Origin of the sequence: Demequina sp. NBRC 110054 (genome assembly GCF_002090115.1) — a bacterium.
Taxonomy (GTDB): Bacteria; Actinomycetota; Actinomycetes; order Actinomycetales; family Demequinaceae; genus Demequina.
Window position 1 is genome coordinate 193,615 of record NZ_BBRK01000006.1, and the last position, 14,818, is coordinate 208,432.

The 14,818-nt window shown below is 69.7% G+C and carries 15 protein-coding genes; 1 reads left to right on the forward strand and 14 read right to left on the reverse strand.

Features of this window, described 5'->3' with window-relative positions:
• Window positions 1-60: 60 nt before the first annotated feature.
• The 12 genes from B7K23_RS13550 to rpsB form a co-directional block, all read right to left on the reverse strand.
• A complete protein-coding gene (locus B7K23_RS13550) occupies window positions 61-1,128 on the reverse strand; it encodes an S-layer homology domain-containing protein (RefSeq protein ID WP_084127185.1) in 1,068 nt (355 codons plus the stop codon).
• 168 nt (window positions 1,129-1,296) lie between these two features.
• Window positions 1,297-2,226 (reverse strand): GNAT family N-acetyltransferase, encoded by a 930-nt coding sequence (locus B7K23_RS13555; RefSeq protein ID WP_084127187.1) that lies wholly within the window; start codon window positions 2,224-2,226, stop codon window positions 1,297-1,299.
• Window positions 2,223-3,377, reverse strand: coding sequence for a flavodoxin-dependent (E)-4-hydroxy-3-methylbut-2-enyl-diphosphate synthase (gene ispG / locus B7K23_RS13560; RefSeq protein WP_084127189.1), 1,155 nt, complete (start codon window positions 3,375-3,377; stop codon window positions 2,223-2,225). Before ispG ends, B7K23_RS13555 begins: the two co-directional genes overlap by 4 nt.
• A 109-nt stretch (window positions 3,378-3,486) precedes the next feature.
• Window positions 3,487-4,797: an RIP metalloprotease gene (locus B7K23_RS13565; protein WP_084127191.1), complete on the reverse strand. Its 1,311-nt coding sequence runs from the start codon at window positions 4,795-4,797 to the stop codon at window positions 3,487-3,489.
• A 79-nt stretch (window positions 4,798-4,876) separates the two neighbouring features.
• The gene (gene dxr, locus B7K23_RS13570) at window positions 4,877-6,034 is read right to left on the reverse strand and encodes a 1-deoxy-D-xylulose-5-phosphate reductoisomerase (RefSeq protein WP_084127193.1); all 1,158 of its coding nucleotides are present in this window, start codon (window positions 6,032-6,034) and stop codon (window positions 4,877-4,879) included.
• Complete coding sequence (locus tag B7K23_RS13575) at window positions 6,034-6,585, reverse strand: DivIVA domain-containing protein (RefSeq protein WP_084127195.1); 552 nt, start codon at window positions 6,583-6,585, stop codon at window positions 6,034-6,036. Before B7K23_RS13575 ends, dxr begins: the two co-directional genes overlap by 1 nt.
• Window positions 6,585-7,697, reverse strand: a complete 1,113-nt coding sequence (rlmN, locus tag B7K23_RS13580) for a 23S rRNA (adenine(2503)-C(2))-methyltransferase RlmN (RefSeq protein WP_084127196.1) — start codon at window positions 7,695-7,697, stop codon at window positions 6,585-6,587. The genes B7K23_RS13575 and rlmN overlap by 1 nt, the downstream gene beginning before the upstream one ends.
• The gene (locus tag B7K23_RS13585; protein ID WP_159451427.1) at window positions 7,694-8,737 is read right to left on the reverse strand and encodes a phosphatidate cytidylyltransferase; all 1,044 of its coding nucleotides are present in this window, start codon (window positions 8,735-8,737) and stop codon (window positions 7,694-7,696) included. Before B7K23_RS13585 ends, rlmN begins: the two co-directional genes overlap by 4 nt.
• A gap of 31 nt (window positions 8,738-8,768) precedes the next feature.
• Window positions 8,769-9,326, reverse strand: a complete 558-nt coding sequence (gene frr, locus B7K23_RS13590; RefSeq protein ID WP_084127198.1) for a ribosome recycling factor — start codon at window positions 9,324-9,326, stop codon at window positions 8,769-8,771.
• 26 nt (window positions 9,327-9,352) lie between these two features.
• On the reverse strand, window positions 9,353-10,096 hold the full coding sequence (pyrH, locus tag B7K23_RS13595) for a UMP kinase (RefSeq protein WP_084127199.1): 744 nt from the start codon (window positions 10,094-10,096) through the stop codon (window positions 9,353-9,355).
• A 59-nt stretch (window positions 10,097-10,155) separates the two neighbouring features.
• The gene (gene tsf, locus B7K23_RS13600) at window positions 10,156-10,995 is read right to left on the reverse strand and encodes a translation elongation factor Ts (RefSeq protein ID WP_084127200.1); all 840 of its coding nucleotides are present in this window, start codon (window positions 10,993-10,995) and stop codon (window positions 10,156-10,158) included.
• Between the two features lie 24 nt (window positions 10,996-11,019).
• Entirely contained in the window at window positions 11,020-11,931 is a 912-nt protein-coding gene (gene rpsB / locus B7K23_RS13605; protein ID WP_084127201.1) for a 30S ribosomal protein S2, read from the reverse strand.
• A gap of 369 nt (window positions 11,932-12,300) precedes the next feature.
• Here rpsB and B7K23_RS13610 point away from each other — a divergent pair, with 369 nt between their 5' ends.
• The gene (locus B7K23_RS13610; protein WP_084127202.1) at window positions 12,301-12,858 is read left to right on the forward strand and encodes a M23 family metallopeptidase; all 558 of its coding nucleotides are present in this window, start codon (window positions 12,301-12,303) and stop codon (window positions 12,856-12,858) included.
• Window positions 12,859-12,870: 12 nt separating this feature from the next.
• Here B7K23_RS13610 and B7K23_RS13615 read toward each other — a convergent pair whose 3' ends face one another.
• Both B7K23_RS13615 and B7K23_RS13620 read right to left on the reverse strand, forming a co-directional pair.
• The gene (locus B7K23_RS13615) at window positions 12,871-13,710 is read right to left on the reverse strand and encodes a sigma-70 family RNA polymerase sigma factor (protein ID WP_084127203.1); all 840 of its coding nucleotides are present in this window, start codon (window positions 13,708-13,710) and stop codon (window positions 12,871-12,873) included.
• 12 nt (window positions 13,711-13,722) lie between these two features.
• Entirely contained in the window at window positions 13,723-14,652 is a 930-nt protein-coding gene (locus B7K23_RS13620) for a tyrosine recombinase XerC (RefSeq protein ID WP_084127204.1), read from the reverse strand.
• Window positions 14,653-14,818: the final 166 nt, after the last annotated feature.

The window sequence follows — 14,818 nt, forward strand, 5'->3', positions numbered from 1 at the left end:
GCGCACGGGCGTCTCAGGACGCTGCGGGGAGCCCGGCCCCACGTGGGGCCGGCGCGGGCATTAAGAGGAGTAGCGGTACAGGAAGCTCGACATCTGGCGACGTGAGACCTTGCTGCCGGGCTTGAACGACCCGTCGGAGTAGCCCTTCGCGATCCCCGTCGAGTCCAGCCACACGATCGCCTTGTACGCCGAGTCGGACTTCTTCAGGTCCCAGTACGGGCTCGTCGAAGGCAGCGAGACCGAGGGCTTGTCCGCGAACTTGTACAGGAAGCTCGCCATCTGGCGGCGGGACACCTTGTCGCTCGGCCGGAACGTGCCGTCGGAGTAGCCCTTGGCGATGCCGGTCGAGTCGAGCCACGCGATCGCCTTGTACGCCGAATCGGACTTCTTCACGTCCGAGTACGGGCTCGTGGAGGGGACGTCGAAGTCGGGCTTGCCCGCGAGCTTGTACAGGAAGCTCGCCATCTGACGGCGAGAGACGCCGGTGCCCGGACGGAACGTGCCGTCGGAGTAGCCCTTGGCGATGTCCTCGCTGGCGATCCACATGATCGCCTTGTACGCCGAGTCGGACGTGTAGACGTCGCTGAACAGCGAACTGCTCGTCCCGAGCACCGCGGAGGCCTTGGGGTACTTGCCGAAGTTCTGCGTGGCGAAGGCGCAGCCCGTGCCGGAGTCCCATGCGAAGCCCACGCCGATGTGGCTGTAGCTGCCGAGCATGTTCTCGAGGTGACCCTCGGAGTTCTTCCAGGCCTTCTGGATGGCCTTCGCGGCATCGACGGCGGTGCTGTAGCCGCACGCCCAGCCCACGTTCTCTCCTGCCGACGTCCAGCCGTCGGGGATCTGCGACGAGTAGTTGGGGTTGTGCTTCATCGGGACGTCGAGCGAGCCCCCGTTGAGGTACTTCTTCCACGCGGTGACGACGCCGTCGAGCTGCTTCTCGCTCCACTTGTCGGCGACGCTCGTGAGCCCGTCCTTCACGGAGAGGGTCGACTTGCCGTTGTTGTCGCGCAGGGTGTTGGTCAGGCTGACGATCTTGTCGGCGGCGTCGGACTCGGCACCGGCGTACACCGGCGTCGCCACTCCCATGAGGAGGGCGATGGCTAGCGGGACTGCAAGCAGGCGGCGCATGGGTGGGACTCCCAGATCGACGGCACGGACCGGCCCGACGTGGATCAGGCAACGGCCCGAACATATCGATCCAAAACCCCCCAAGTCATGGCCGTGTGGCGAATCCCACACGAGGGAGCCCTCAACTCAAGGAACGCAGCGATCCTGCCAAGGACCAGGGACGAGACGTCAGAACATGACAGTGGCGAAGGTCCCGACATCCTCGAAGCCGACGCTGCGGTAGACGGCGAGCGCGGGGGCGTTGAAGTCGTTCACGTACAGCGACGCGACGGGCGCGACCTCGGCACGGATCGCGCGCACGAGCTCGGCCATGCCGGCCCGTGCCACGCCGCGGCCGCGGACGTCCGGGTGCGTCCACACGCCCTGGATCTGCGCGACCCCTCCCCCGAGGACGCCGATCTCTGCCTTGAAGATCACCTCGGGTCGCTTGCCCCGGATGGAGCCGAGCTGCACATAGGAGCGGCCCGCGCGCACGAGGTACTGCAGCCTGTCCTCATACGCCGCCCGCCCGTGGCGGAGCGGGTCGTAGCCGACCTCGCCCCGGAACATGTGCACGCACGCGGGCAGGAGGACGTCGTAGTCGTCCATGGTCGCGAGCCTCACGGGCTCGAGCTCGAGGTCCCCGGACGATGCGGGGGCGGGCTGGGCGGCCGGGTCCTCGTCCATCGCCATGGACAGCTGGCGCGGCCTCAGCTCGCGCGCGGGGCCCCACCACGGCTCGACCCGTCCCCACAGGTCGAGGATGAGGCCCGCGTGGCCGACGAGAGCAGCCGGTCGGGTGAGCCGCGCGACCATCGCGGAGGCGACGCCGGCACGCATCTCGTCCCCCGACGGATCGTCGGGGGTGACGGGGAGGACCGCGGAGAGGTTGGCGCCGTTCCACAGCACGCCTGCGAGCTCACGGGTCATCCCCGTGCGACGCCTGACGGCCCACATCCCGCGCGGGACGATCCCGCTGTCGCGGGCGGTCTCGAGGTGCATCGTCGGCAGCACCGACGACACGGGATCGGCCGCGCACAGCTCGAGCGCTGCCTCGACCTCACGCCGCTGCAGGGGCGCCAGCGTCTGCTGGGCCCTCCGCAGCAACGAATCGGTCATGGTGCCGCGATCACCTGCGGCTCGGCGCCCTCCTCGGGCTCCATGGTGTCGGCGATCTTCATCGCCTCCTCGATCAGCACCTCGACGATGTCTCGCTCGGGGACGGTCTTGATGACCTCACCCTTGACGAAGATCTGCCCCTTGCCGTTGCCCGAGGCGACGCCCAGGTCGGCCTCGCGGGCCTCGCCGGGACCGTTGACGACGCAGCCCATCACGGCGACGCGCAGCGGCACCTCCATGCCCTCGAGTCCGGCGGTGACCTTCTCAGCGAGCTCGTAGACGTCGACCTGCGCGCGACCGCACGAGGGGCACGACACGATCTCGAGCTTGCGCGGACGGAGGTTGAGGGACTGGAGGATCTGGATGCCGACCTTGACCTCCTCGACGGGAGGCGCGGACAGCGAGACGCGGATCGTGTCGCCGATGCCCTTGCTGAGCAGCGCTCCGAACGCGGTCGCGGACTTGATGGTGCCCTGGAACGCCGGCCCGGCCTCGGTCACGCCGAGGTGCAGCGGCCAGTCGCCGCGCTCGGACAGCATCTCGTAGGCCTTCACCATGACGACGGGGTCGTTGTGCTTGACCGAGATCTTGAAGTCGTGGAAGTCGTGCTCCTCGAACAGGCTCGCCTCCCACACGGCGGACTCGACGAGCGCCTCCGGGGTGGCCTTGCCGTACTTCTCGAGCAGGCGCTTGTCGAGCGAGCCCGCGTTGACGCCGATGCGCAGCGACGTGCCGTGGTCCTTGGCCGCCTGCGCGATCTCCTTGACCTGGTCGTCGAACCGCTTGATGTTGCCCGGGTTCACACGGACCGCGGCGCAGCCGGCCTCGATCGCGGCGAAGACGTACTTCGGCTGGAAGTGGATGTCCGCGATCACGGGGATGTTGGACTTCTTCGCGATCGCGGGCAGCGCGTCCGCATCGTCCTGCGTGGGGCAAGCGACGCGGACGATGTCGCAGCCGGAGGCCGTGAGCTCCGCGATCTGCTGGAGCGTCGCGTTGATGTCGTGGGTCTTCGTGGTGGTCATCGTCTGCACCGAGACGGGCGCGTCGCCGCCGACGAGCACATCGCCCACCTTGATCTGGCGGGTCTTCTTCCGGGGTGCCAGCACGGGGGCCGGCATCGCCGGCATTCCGAGTCCGATCGCAGTCATGTCTTCAGTATTCCTTACCTGTCGAACCGTTCCTCGCAGCGCCGCAGCGCCACCCCGGAGGCCCTCGCGGGCGTCGACGGGGCCTCGTACGAGGTCTTCCGCTTGTCACTCACGCTATCGTCACCGGCGCCACGATGTCCGCATAGATCAGCACCGCTCCCATGACGAGCAGCAGCGCGAACACGCCGTACGCGACCGGCATCATCCGGGCGACGTCGACCGGCGCGGGCTTGGCGGCTCCGCGCACGCGCGCCCAGCCGTTCTTGACGCCCTGCCACAGCGCCGACAGCACGTGTCCGCCGTCGAGGGGCACGAGGGGAATCATGTTGAAGGCGAACAGCGCGAGGTTGAGGCCGCCCAGCAGCATCAGCATGTCGGACACGCGATCGGCGAGCGTGTATCCGTCCACATCTGCGGACGCGATCTCGCCCGAGACCTGCGCGACGCCCACGACGCCCATCACGGAGTCCGTCGTGCGCTCCTCGAGCCCGAGCGAGGCGCGGGCCACGTGGTAGACCTCCGACGGCAGATGGATGATCACCTGCATGGTCTGCCCCAGGTAGTCCCACGCGAGCGCGGTCCCGGCCCACAGCGGCTGAGTCTCGTTCGCGGTCACCGAGTAGACCCCGAGGTAGCCGATCTCCTCGGTCAGCGCCTCGCCGTCGGCGTCCGTGAGGATCTCGCCGGCGTCGTCGTACTGGTACACCGTGCGTGCGGCGGGCGTCACCGTGAGGTCGACCTCCTCGCCATCGCGGTCGACCACGAGTGCCAGCTCCTGAGACGGGTGCTCGGACACGTAGGTCGTGAGGTCCGTCCACTCCTCGAGCGCGATGCCGTCCACGGAGACGAAGACGTCCCCCTCCTCGATGCCGGCGAGCGACGCGGGCGAGGCCGCGTCGTCGTCCGTGCACTCGCTCGCCCCCGTCGCGAGGACGCACTCAGCGACCTGTGACACCTGGAGCGTCTGCGTGGGGGTGCCCATGAAAGACATGACTCCCGTGAACAGCACGATCGCGATCACCAGGTTGACGAACGGGCCGCCCATCATGACGATCGCCTTGCGCCACCACGACAGGTGGTAGAACGCCCGGTGGTCCTGACCCTCGGGGATCTCCTCCTCGGCCGCGGCGCGGGTGTCCTCGATGAGCCGGCCCGCCCAGCCGCGGCTCGCGACGGGCTTGACCGCGGACGCGGGCGGCACCATGCCGATGAGCTTGACGTAGCCGCCGAGCGGGATCGCCTTCACGCCGCACTCGGTCTCCCCCACCTTGCGGGACCACAGCCTCGGCCCGAATCCCACGAAGTACTCGCTCACGAGCACGCCGAAGCGCTTCGCGGGGATCAGGTGCCCCAGCTCGTGCAGAGCGATCGAGACCAGCAGCCCGACCACGAGCACCAGCACACCGATCAGGAATTCCATGTCTTCACCAACAACTCCGAGTCGTCAAACGTTCCGCGTCGCGCGGCGCACCTCGAGAGGCGCCCAGGGACGACGCCGGTCATCCGTGGATCGCGGCATGCGCGGCCCGCCGGGCCCATCGCTCCGCCTCGTCCACGGCGTCCAGCGTGATGTCGCCAGGGGCCTCGTACTCCTCGACAACGCTCCGCACCGTCTCGACGATCCCGAGGAACGGCAGGTCGCCCGCGGCGAACGCCGCGACGCACTCCTCGTTGGCGGCGTTGAAGACCGCCGGGTGGAGGCCCGACTCCGCGACCGCCGCCCTCGCCACGCGGATCGCGGGGAACGCGTCCTCGTCGAGCGGGTGGAACTCCCAGGACTGCGCCGTCGTCCAGTCCAGGCCCGGTGCCGCGTCCGCGACGCGGCTCGGCCAGCCGATGCCGAGCGCGATCGGCAGCCGCATGTCCGGAGGCGAGGCCTGTGCGATCGTCGAGCCATCGATGAACTCGACCATCGAGTGCACGATCGACTGCGGGTGCACGACCACGTCGATGCGGTCCATCGGCACGTCGAACAGCAGGTGCGCCTCGATCACCTCGAGCGCCTTGTTGACCATCGAGGCCGAGTTCATGGTCACGACCGGGCCCATGTCCCAGTTGGGATGCTTGAGCGCCTGCTCGGGGGTGACCCCCTGGAGCATGTCGCGGGTCCAGCCGCGGAACGCTCCGCCGGACGCGGTGAGCACGAGCCGCTCGACCTCATCAGCGGTGCCCGAGCGCAGCGCCTGCGCGAGGGCCGAGTGCTCCGAGTCCACGGGCACGATCTGCCCCTCGCGCCGCACCGCCCGCTTGACGAGTACCCCGCCCGCGACGAGCGACTCCTTGTTCGCGAGGGCGAGCGTCGAGCCCGCCTCGAGCGCGGCGAGGGTCGGCCGCAGCCCCACCGAGCCGGTGACGCCGTTGAGCACCGTGTCGGCGCCGATCCCCGCGGCCTGGGCGACCGCATCGTCCCCTGCCACGACGTCGGACTTCACACCGTGAGCATCCAACGCCTCGACGACCGCCTCGCGCGCGTCCTCGCGCGCGACCGCGACGAGCGCGGGGCGCACCGCCGCTGCCTGCTGCGCGAGCAGGGCCGGATCGGCGCCACCCGCCGCGAGGGCGACGACGTCGAACGACTCGGGGTTGCGCGCGATGACGTCGAGCGCCTGGGTGCCGATCGACCCGGTCGAGCCGAGCAGGGAGATGGTGCGGGGCATCACGCGACGCCGAGCAGGATGTCCACCGCCCGCGCCAGGTAGGCGTCCACGACGCGCTCGTCGTAGGCCTGCCACTTGGGGCGGCGCTTGAACGTGAGGCTGCGGAGGTCCTCGACGTTGAGCGGCTCGCCCTTGTCGAAGAAGGCCGTCATGCGGTCCAGGACGTCGTCGACCGCCTTGGCCTCGTAGCCGCCCGAGAGCCCGCTGGGGCGTGCGAAGCGCTCGCCGTGAGGCCTGCGCAGGCGCGGGTAGAGCACCTGGGCGTGCGAGGCGAGCTCCGCGAACCACGCCTGCTGACCATGATCGCGCACGAACGAGTCGCGGGCCCGCGTGGAGAATGCCTGCTCGAGGCGGTCGAGCGCGGCGTCGACCGGCTGGGTCGCGTATCCCCCCCGCTTGAGGTCGAACGAGGCACGGCGCACGTCGAGCGCGGCCATCGAGCCGCCGTCCGACGCCTCATACGCCTCGCGTGCCGCGGTGAAGAACGCGTCGACGTGGTCGCGGCTGTAGCCGATCTTGAGCACTCCCGCGCGAGGGAACAGGTCCGCCATCAGTCGTCCTCCTTGATCGCCAGCTGACCGCAGGCGCCGTCGATGTCGCTGCCGCGCGTGTCGCGAATCGTCGTGGGGATCCCGTGCGCGCGCAGGCGGCGGACGAACTCGTCCTCGACGGCCGGGTCCGACGCGGTCCACTTGGAGCCCGGGGTCGGGTTCAGCGGGATCGGGTTCACGTGCACCCAGCCGGTGCCGCGGGCGGCAAGCTTCTCGCCGAGCAGGTCGGCGCGGTGCGCGTGGTCGTTGATGTCGCGGATGAGCGCGTACTCGATGCTCACGCGGCGCCCGGTCGCGTCGAAGTACCGGCGCGCGGCGTCGAGCGCCTCGTCGACCTTCCAGCGCGTGTTGATGGGCACGAGCTCGTCGCGCAGCTCGTCGTCAGGAGCGTGCAGCGACAGCGCGAGCGTGACCGGGATGCCCTCCTTGGAGAGCTTGTCGATCGCAGGCACGAGGCCGACGGTGGACACGGTGACGTGGCGCGCCGAGAGGCCGAAGCCGAGCGGCTCGGGCGCGACGAGCGCGCGCACCGCGGTCATGACGGTCTTGTAGTTGGCGAGCGGCTCGCCCATCCCCATGAACACCACGTTCGACAGGCGCACGCCCTCACCGAGATCGCCGTCGCGGGCGGAGCGGGCGGCGAGTCGCACCTGCTCGATGATCTCGGCGGCCGACAGGTTGCGAGTCAGGCCCATCTGTCCGGTCGCGCAGAACGGGCAGGCCATGCCGCAACCCGCCTGGCTGGTGACGCACAGGGTCGCGCGGTCCGGGTACTTCATGAGCACCGACTCGACCTTGACGCCGTCGTGAAGGCTCCACAGCGTCTTCTGGGTCGCACCCTTGTCCGCCTCGAGGCTGCGCACGGGGGTCATGAGCGGCGGGAACAGCGCCGTCACCATCTCATCGCGTGCGTCGGCCGGCAGGTCCGTCATGTCGGCGGCGTCGACCGTGAGGTGATCGAAGTAGTGCGTCGCGAGCTGCTTCGCGCGGAACGACGGCTGCCCGAGCTCGCGCATCGCCTCCTTGCGCTCGTCGACCGTGAGGTCGGCGAAGTGACGCGGCGGCTTGCCGCGGCGCGGCGCGGCAAAGGTCAGCTTGACTGGAGTGCTCATCGTCCCCCCAAGGTACCGAGGATCGCGGCGAAGATGACGTACGCCGCGGGTGCGGCCAGCAGCAGCGAGTCGAGGCGGTCCATGACGCCGCCGTGACCCGGGATGAGGGAGCTCATGTCCTTCACCTCGATGTCCCGCTTGATCGTGGACTCCGCGAGGTCGCCGAGCACCGCAGCACCAGTGCAGGCGAGGCCCACGAGGGTGCCGAGCCACCAGCGGCCGTCGAACAGCAGCGCCGCGGCGATCGTCGCGGCTACCGTGCCGAGGAGGACGCCGCCGATGAGGCCCTCCCACGTCTTGTTGGGGCTGATCGTGGGGGCGAGCTTGTGCTTGCCCCACGTCATGCCCGCGAACAGGCCGCCTGTGTCGTTGCCGACGACGGCGACGACGAACACGACGATGCGCTGCCACCCGTCGTCCGCCTGCTCCATGAGGAGCATGAAGGAGCCCAGGAACGGGATCCAGAGCAGGGTGAACACCGAGGCAAGCGAGTCGGCGAGGGTGTTCTCGACCCTCTCGTCGGTCGCGCGCCACGCGACCATCCCAGCGAGCCCGACCAGCACGGCCACCGTGAGACCCTCCGCGCGGCCGAACCACGTCGCAGAGCCGATGCCGAGCGTGGCGAGCACGAGCGGGACCACGGGCACGCGGCGGCCCTGGCCGAGCAGCGCGCTGCGCCACTCGAGGACCGCGATGAGCAGGGCGGCGTAGATGAAGATCGCGAAGGCGCGCGCGTCGAACCACGCCGCGAACAGCGCCACGAGCAGCAGTCCGATGCCGACCGACGTCGCGACGGTCATGTTGCGGCCGCCCTTGCGGGCCCGCGGCACCGTCTCGGCCACCGCATCGTCCTCGTCGGCCGCTGCCGCGTCCGACAGCTCAAGGTCGTCGTCGAGACCGTCGCCTTCGTCGTCCAGGTATGTCAGGTCCGTGCCCACATCCTTGGGCGTCGGCCAGACAAGGCTGCCGTCCGGCTGCATCCGGGGTCCCGTCTCGTAGGCGGTGTCGGTCTGCGCCGATCGGCGACGCCCCCACCTCATCGGCGGCCCCCGGATGCGCTCGCTGCACGCATCAGACCGCGAGCAGCTCGCTCTCCTTGTGGCTGAGGAGCGCGTCGACGGCGTCGACATGCTTCTTGGTCAGCGCGTCGAGGTCCTTCTCGCCGCGCGTGCCCTCGTCCTCGCCGACCTCGCCGTCCTTGACCGCGCCGTCGATGAGGTCCTTGGCCTTGCGGCGCATGTTGCGGATCGTGACCTTGGCGTCCTCGGCGCGCGTCTTCGCGAGCTTCACGTAGTCGCGGCGGCGCTCCTCGGTCAGCTGCGGCATGTTGATGCGCAGCACGTTGCCGTCGTCCGTGGGGTTCACGCCCAGGTCCGAGTTGCGCAGCGCCTTCTCGATCTCCTTCTTCGCCGAGGCGTCGTAGGGAGAGATGGTGACCATGCGCGGCTCGGGGATCGAGATCGACGCGAGCTGCTGCAGCGGGGTCGGCGCGCCGTAGTAGTCCACCGCGATGTTCGCGAACATCGCCGCAGAGGCCTGGCCCGAGCGGATGTTCGCGAAGTTGTCCTTGGCCACGGCGATGGCCTTGTCCATGTTCTCCTCGGCTTCGAGGAGGATCTCGTCAATCACGTCTGTCTCCTTGTCAGTGCGGCCCCTCAGGCCGTCACGAGCGTCCCGATTCTCTCACCCAGCAGGGCCTTCGTCACGTTGCCATGCTCTTCGAGCCCGAACACGACCATGGGGACACGGTTGTCCATGGCGAGCGAGAACGCCGAGGCATCCATCACGTTGAGACGCTGCTGGAGCGCGTCGCGGTAGGTGACGTGGTCGAGCTTGCGTGCCGACGAGTCCTTGCGGGGGTCCGCGGTGTAGACGCCGTCCACGCCGTTCTTGCCCATGATGACCTCGGAGCAGCGGGTCTCGAGCGCGCGCTGAACCGAGACCGTGTCGGTCGAGAAGTAAGGCATGCCGGCGCCGGCGGCGAACACGACGACGCGGCCCTTCTCCATGTGGCGGATGGCCTTGAGGGGGATGTAGGGCTCGGCGACCTGACCCATCGTGATGGCGGTCTGCACGCGCGTCGCGACACCCGCCTGCTCCAGGAAGTCCTGGAGCGCGAGGGCGTTCATCACGGTGCCCAGCATGCCCATGTAGTCGGCACGGGCACGCTCCATGCCGCGCTGGCTGAGCTCGGCGCCGCGGAAGAAGTTGCCGCCACCGACGACGATCGCGACCTGCACGCCCCCGCTGACCGCGGCGGCGATCTCCTGGGCGACGCGGGAGATGACGTCGGGGTCGACGCCGATGCCGCCGCCTCCGAACATCTCTCCCGAGAGCTTCAACAGCACGCGCCGCGCCGCCGGGGGCGCCGTGTCCGGGATCGGATCGGTCTCGGACATGGCTGGCCTCCTTGGCGACGCGGCGCGGTTGATGCTGGGTGCTTGCTACGTGCTAGAGCCTAGGCTCCCACACGGAAGCGGGCGAAGGCGGTCACCTGACCACCGGTCGCCTCGATGACCTTGCCGACCGTGGTCTTGGGGTCCTTGGCGAACGCCTGGTCGACCAGGGTGTTCTCCTTGAAGTAGCCGTTGAGGCGACCCTCGACGATCTTGGGCAGCGCCTGCTCGGGCTTGCCCTCGGCCTTCGCGGTCTCCTCGGCGACGCGACGCTCGTTGGCGACGACGTCCTCCGGAGCGTCCTCACGGACCAGGTAGATCGGCGAGTACGCCGCGATGTGCATCGCGATGTCGCGGGCGACCTCGGCGGCCTTCGCGTCCGAGCCGACGAGGACGCCGACCTGGGCCGGGAGGTCCTTGTTGGTGCGGTGCAGGTACTCGGAGACGACGGGCGCCTCGACGCGAGCGACGCGGCGGAGCACGATCTTCTCACCGAGGGTGCCGGCGGCGGCGTCGATGTACGCGCCGACGGTGGTGTCCTCGATCGGGGCCGCGACGGCGGCCTCGGCGTCCGCGGCGCCGGCGGCGGCCACGGCAGCGAGCACGTCGTTCGCGAGCGCGATGAACTTGTCGTTCTTCGCGACGAAGTCCGTCTCCGAGTTGATCTCGATCAGCGTGCCGACCTGGCCGCCGTCGACGTCCGCGATCTGCGTGACGACGAGGCCCTCGGAGGCCGAGCGGCCCTCGCGCTTCGCGACGCCCTTGAGGCCCTTGACGCGAAGGATGTCGACGGCCTTGTCCAGGTCGCCGTCCGCCTCGTCGAGCGCCTTCTTGACGTCGAGCATGCCGGCACCGGTGCGCTCACGGAGCGCCTGGATGTCGGCAACGGTGTAGTTCGCCATGTGATGCGTCCTTTGACTAGTGGCTTACTTGTCCGCCGCGGCGGCCTCGGGGGCCTCGGCAGCGGGGGTGGTCTCGGCGGCGGCGTCGGCGGCGGGAGCCTCCTCAGCGGCAGGCGCCTCGGCGGCGGGGGCCTCGGCAGCGGCGGGGGCCTCCTCGGCCTTCGCGCCGTCCAGGAGCTCCTGCTCCCACTCGGCCAGGGGCTCCTCGGTGCCCTCGGCCTCAGCCTCGGTGCCGGTCTTGACCGCGTGACGCTGCTTGATGCCGTCCGCGACCGCGTCCGCGATCACGCGGGTGAGCAGGCCGACAGAGCGGATCGCGTCGTCGTTGCCGGGGATGCCGTAGGCGACGTCGTCCGGGTCGCAGTTCGAGTCGAGGATGCCGACGACCGGGATCTGGAGCTTCTGGGCCTCGTCGATCGCGAGGTGCTCCTTGTTGGTGTCGACGACCCAGATGGCCGACGGCACCTTGCCCATGTCGCGGATGCCGCCGAGGGTCTTGGCGAGCTTGTCCTTCTCGCGGCGAAGGCCCAGCAGCTCCTTCTTGGTGCGGCCCGAGCCGGCGACGTCGTCGAAGTCGATCTCCTCGAGCTCCTTGAGGCGCGCGACGCGCTTGCTCACCGTCTGGAAGTTGGTGAGCATGCCGCCCAGCCAGCGCTCGTTCACGTAGGGCATGCCCACGCGCGCGGCCTGCTCGGCGATGGTCTCCTGCGCCTGGCGCTTGGTGCCGACGAAGAGGATCGTGCCACCGTGGGCGACGGTCTCGCGGACGAACTCGTAGGCGGCGTCGATCTTCGACAGCGACTGCTGCAGGTCGATGATGTAGATGCCGTTGCGCTCGGTGAAGATAAAGCGCTTCATCTTGGGGTTCCAGCGGCTGGTCTGGTGTCCGAAGTGGACGCCCGAGTCGAGCAGCTGGCGCATGGTCACGACGGCCATGGCACTTCCTTTTCCGCACGCGGTTCCCCGCGTGCATGCTGTGGTGGCGGGCGGACCCGCCGTTGTTCGGTTGACGATCCGCTCCCTGGGTGGGAGAGGATCCCTGGCACCTGCGCGGTTCCGCACCGAGCGAACTCGGACCTTGCGTCCCCGGCGCCTCCCGGTTCCGTGCGAGACGGTCCCGGGCGCGAAAGGCGCGCGACGTCATCCGGGCATGCCGGATGCGGGGTAAATCATACCTGACGGGGCCTCGACCTAGCGACTCGACTGCGGGGACCGCATCGTCCCCAGGCCCCGGGCTCGCGCGCCCTCTCCACCGGGCGCCCGCGAGACCGCGCGGCGAGCGCGTTCTGACACGAGCCTCAGCCTATGAGCAGCGGCAGGAATCTCGCGACGCAGGCCCTCTCCATCGCGCTCGTGCTGGCGGTCGCCGTCGGTCTGTCAGGCGCGGGAGCCACTCCCTCTTCGGCGTCGTCGGAGTCCGACCCTGCGCCCCTGCTGCGACCTCCCCTCGTCCCGACCGACGTGGTGCGTGGCGCCGACATCCCCGCGGAGCGCTGGCTTCCCGGCCATCGCGGTGTGGACCTCGCCACTGCGGTCGGGGCGGACGTGCTCTCGCCCGCGTCGGGAGAGGTCACCTTCGCCGGCGCCGTCGCGGGACGGGGCGTCGTGGTCATCGCGGTGGGAACTTCGGGGCTCAGGACGACGCTCGAGCCGGTCGACGCGACCGTCGTGGTGGGCGAGGCGGTCACCGCCGGAGCACAGGTCGGGAGCGTGCAGGAGGTCGCGCTCGTGCCCGGCGTCGGTCACTGCGCGCCCGAGGCGTGCCTCCATTGGGGTCTCAAGCGCGGGGACGACTACCTGGATCCGCTCGACTGGACCGAGGGCTGGGGTCCGATCAGGCTCAAGGCCGTCGCTCCCGACTGAGGTGAGGTCGTGTCAGCTGAACGCGCCGGTCTTGATGAGGGTCTCGCGCAGCTTCTTCACCGCGGCGGAGTGGATCTGCGACACGCGCGACTCGGTCACGCCGAGGATCTTGCCGATCTGGGCGAGCGTGAGGTTCTCGTAGTAGTACAGCCGGAGCACCTCCTGCTCGCGCTCGCGGACCTGCTGGACCGCGTCGGCAAGCAGCGAGCGCGTCTCGTGGTGCTCCACGTTGCGCGAGGCCCCGGGGACCGCGAGCGCCGCGACGGTGTCGAGCGCGTTCGTGTCGTCGCCCACGCCGCCAAGCGTGTCAAGGGCAGCGACGTGGCTCAGCGCGACCTGCGCGCGCACCGTACGCACCTCCGCCGTCTGCCACTCGAGCTGCTCGGCGATGAGCTCGTCGGTGACGGGACCCTGGAGCTTCTGCTCGAGCTGCCGGGTGGCGGTCTCGACGGCGCGCGCCTTGGCCCGGACGGAGCGCGGCACCCAGTCGGCCGCGCGGAGCTCGTCGATGATCGCGCCGCGGATGCGCTGGCTCGCGTACGTCTCGAACTTGAAGCCGCGCGAGGGCTCGAACTTCTCGACCGCGTCGATGAGGCCGAACATGCCGTAGGACACCAGGTCGCCGAGCTCGACCGACTCGGGCAAGCGTCCGATCATGCGGGAGGCGACGTGGGTGACCAGCGGCGCGTAGTCGGTGATGATCGCGTCCCGCGCCTCGCGTCGCTCACGGTCGTCGCCGTGGAGCAGCGCCACCCACCGTGGGTCTCCCTCGACGCCCTGCGTCCTCGCAGGGGTCTCCTGTGGCTCCGGTGTGGCCTCGAGGTGCTTGAGCACCGTGTTCAGCTCCGACATGGCATTCCCCTCTTATGCGCGCGGATGAGCGAGTTGGTAGGCGGACCGCAGGCGATCTGCGGACACGTGGGTGTAGCGCTGGGTGGTGGTGAGGCTCGCGTGACCGAGAACCTCCTGGACCGAGCGGAGATCCGAGCCTCCGTCGAGCAGGTGCGTGGCCGCGGTGTGGCGCAGCCCATGCGGTGCGATGTCGGGCACGCCCGCGAGGCGGCACAGGCGGTGGATCGACTCCCTGACCTGCCGCTGGTCGGCGCGAGAGCCGCGTCGGCCCACGAGCAGGGCCTCGCCGGTGGTCTCGGTGACGAACTCCGGCCTCCCGCGCTCGAGCCACTCCACGACGGCCTTGGCGGCGGGCTCGCCGAAGGGAACCATGCGCTCCTTGCCACCCTTGCCCATGACCCTTACAAGCCGCTCGCGCAGGTCCACGTCCGAGACGTCGACCCCGACGAGCTCGCCGACGCGCATCCCGGTCGCATAGAGCAGCTCCGCTGCGGTCCAGTCGCGCAGGTGCATCGCGTCGCCGTCGTCGCAGCGCCGACGCGCGGTCTCAAGGAGTGTGAGGACGTCCTGCGTCGAGATGACCTCGGGAATCGTCGAGGCGGCGCGGGCCGAGGCGAGCCGCAGCGCCGGGTTCGTCTCAAGGCGGCCCGTGTCATGTGCCCACGCGAAGAAGGAGCGGGCGGAGGCGCCGCGCCGGGCGAGCGTCGTGCGGCTCAGTCCGGCCGCTGCCATGCCCGCGAGCCACGCCCGCAGGTCCGCGAGGGACACGGCGGAAAGCAGCTCGTCGACTCCTGCCTCGGAGGTTCCGAGGGACTCCGCCAGGTGCACGAGGTCGCCCGAGTACGCGCGCACCGTGTTCTCCGAGAGGCCGCGCTCATGACGCAGGTGCCCCTCGAAGGCGGCGAGCAGCGCACTCTGCGCAACTCGTGACGTTATCGGCATATCGACACCCTGGCATCGTCACTCTTGTCAAATCAACCCCCTCAGTCACATTTGTCACATCCATTTCTGAGAACGTTCTCAGATTCACCCCTTATGTCCGTTTACCAGCGCGGAACTGGCGCAGCGCGAGGCCCGCAGCGGGCACCGATCGGCCCCGCGCGACCCC

What these genes read in the sequence shown, in the direction of transcription:
- B7K23_RS13550 (WP_084127185.1), bottom strand. Translation starts at nt 1,128, where the DNA reads ATGCGCCGCCTGCTTGCAGTCCCGCTAGCCATCGCCCTCCTCATGGGA.
- B7K23_RS13555 (WP_084127187.1), bottom strand. Translation starts at nt 2,226, where the DNA reads ATGACCGATTCGTTGCTGCGGAGGGCCCAGCAGACGCTGGCGCCCCTG.
- ispG (WP_084127189.1), bottom strand. Translation starts at nt 3,377, where the DNA reads ATGACTGCGATCGGACTCGGAATGCCGGCGATGCCGGCCCCCGTGCTG.
- B7K23_RS13565 (WP_084127191.1), bottom strand. Translation starts at nt 4,797, where the DNA reads ATGGAATTCCTGATCGGTGTGCTGGTGCTCGTGGTCGGGCTGCTGGTC.
- dxr (WP_084127193.1), bottom strand. Translation starts at nt 6,034, where the DNA reads ATGCCCCGCACCATCTCCCTGCTCGGCTCGACCGGGTCGATCGGCACC.
- B7K23_RS13575 (WP_084127195.1), bottom strand. Translation starts at nt 6,585, where the DNA reads ATGGCGGACCTGTTCCCTCGCGCGGGAGTGCTCAAGATCGGCTACAGC.
- rlmN (WP_084127196.1), bottom strand. Translation starts at nt 7,697, where the DNA reads ATGAGCACTCCAGTCAAGCTGACCTTTGCCGCGCCGCGCCGCGGCAAG.
- B7K23_RS13585 (WP_159451427.1), bottom strand. Translation starts at nt 8,737, where the DNA reads ATGAGGTGGGGGCGTCGCCGATCGGCGCAGACCGACACCGCCTACGAG.
- pyrH (WP_084127199.1), bottom strand. Translation starts at nt 10,096, where the DNA reads ATGTCCGAGACCGATCCGATCCCGGACACGGCGCCCCCGGCGGCGCGG.
- tsf (WP_084127200.1), bottom strand. Translation starts at nt 10,995, where the DNA reads ATGGCGAACTACACCGTTGCCGACATCCAGGCGCTCCGTGAGCGCACC.
- rpsB (WP_084127201.1), bottom strand. Translation starts at nt 11,931, where the DNA reads ATGGCCGTCGTGACCATGCGCCAGCTGCTCGACTCGGGCGTCCACTTC.
- B7K23_RS13610 (WP_084127202.1), top strand. Translation starts at nt 12,301, where the DNA reads ATGAGCAGCGGCAGGAATCTCGCGACGCAGGCCCTCTCCATCGCGCTC.
- B7K23_RS13615 (WP_084127203.1), bottom strand. Translation starts at nt 13,710, where the DNA reads ATGTCGGAGCTGAACACGGTGCTCAAGCACCTCGAGGCCACACCGGAG.
- B7K23_RS13620 (WP_084127204.1), bottom strand. Translation starts at nt 14,652, where the DNA reads ATGCCGATAACGTCACGAGTTGCGCAGAGTGCGCTGCTCGCCGCCTTC.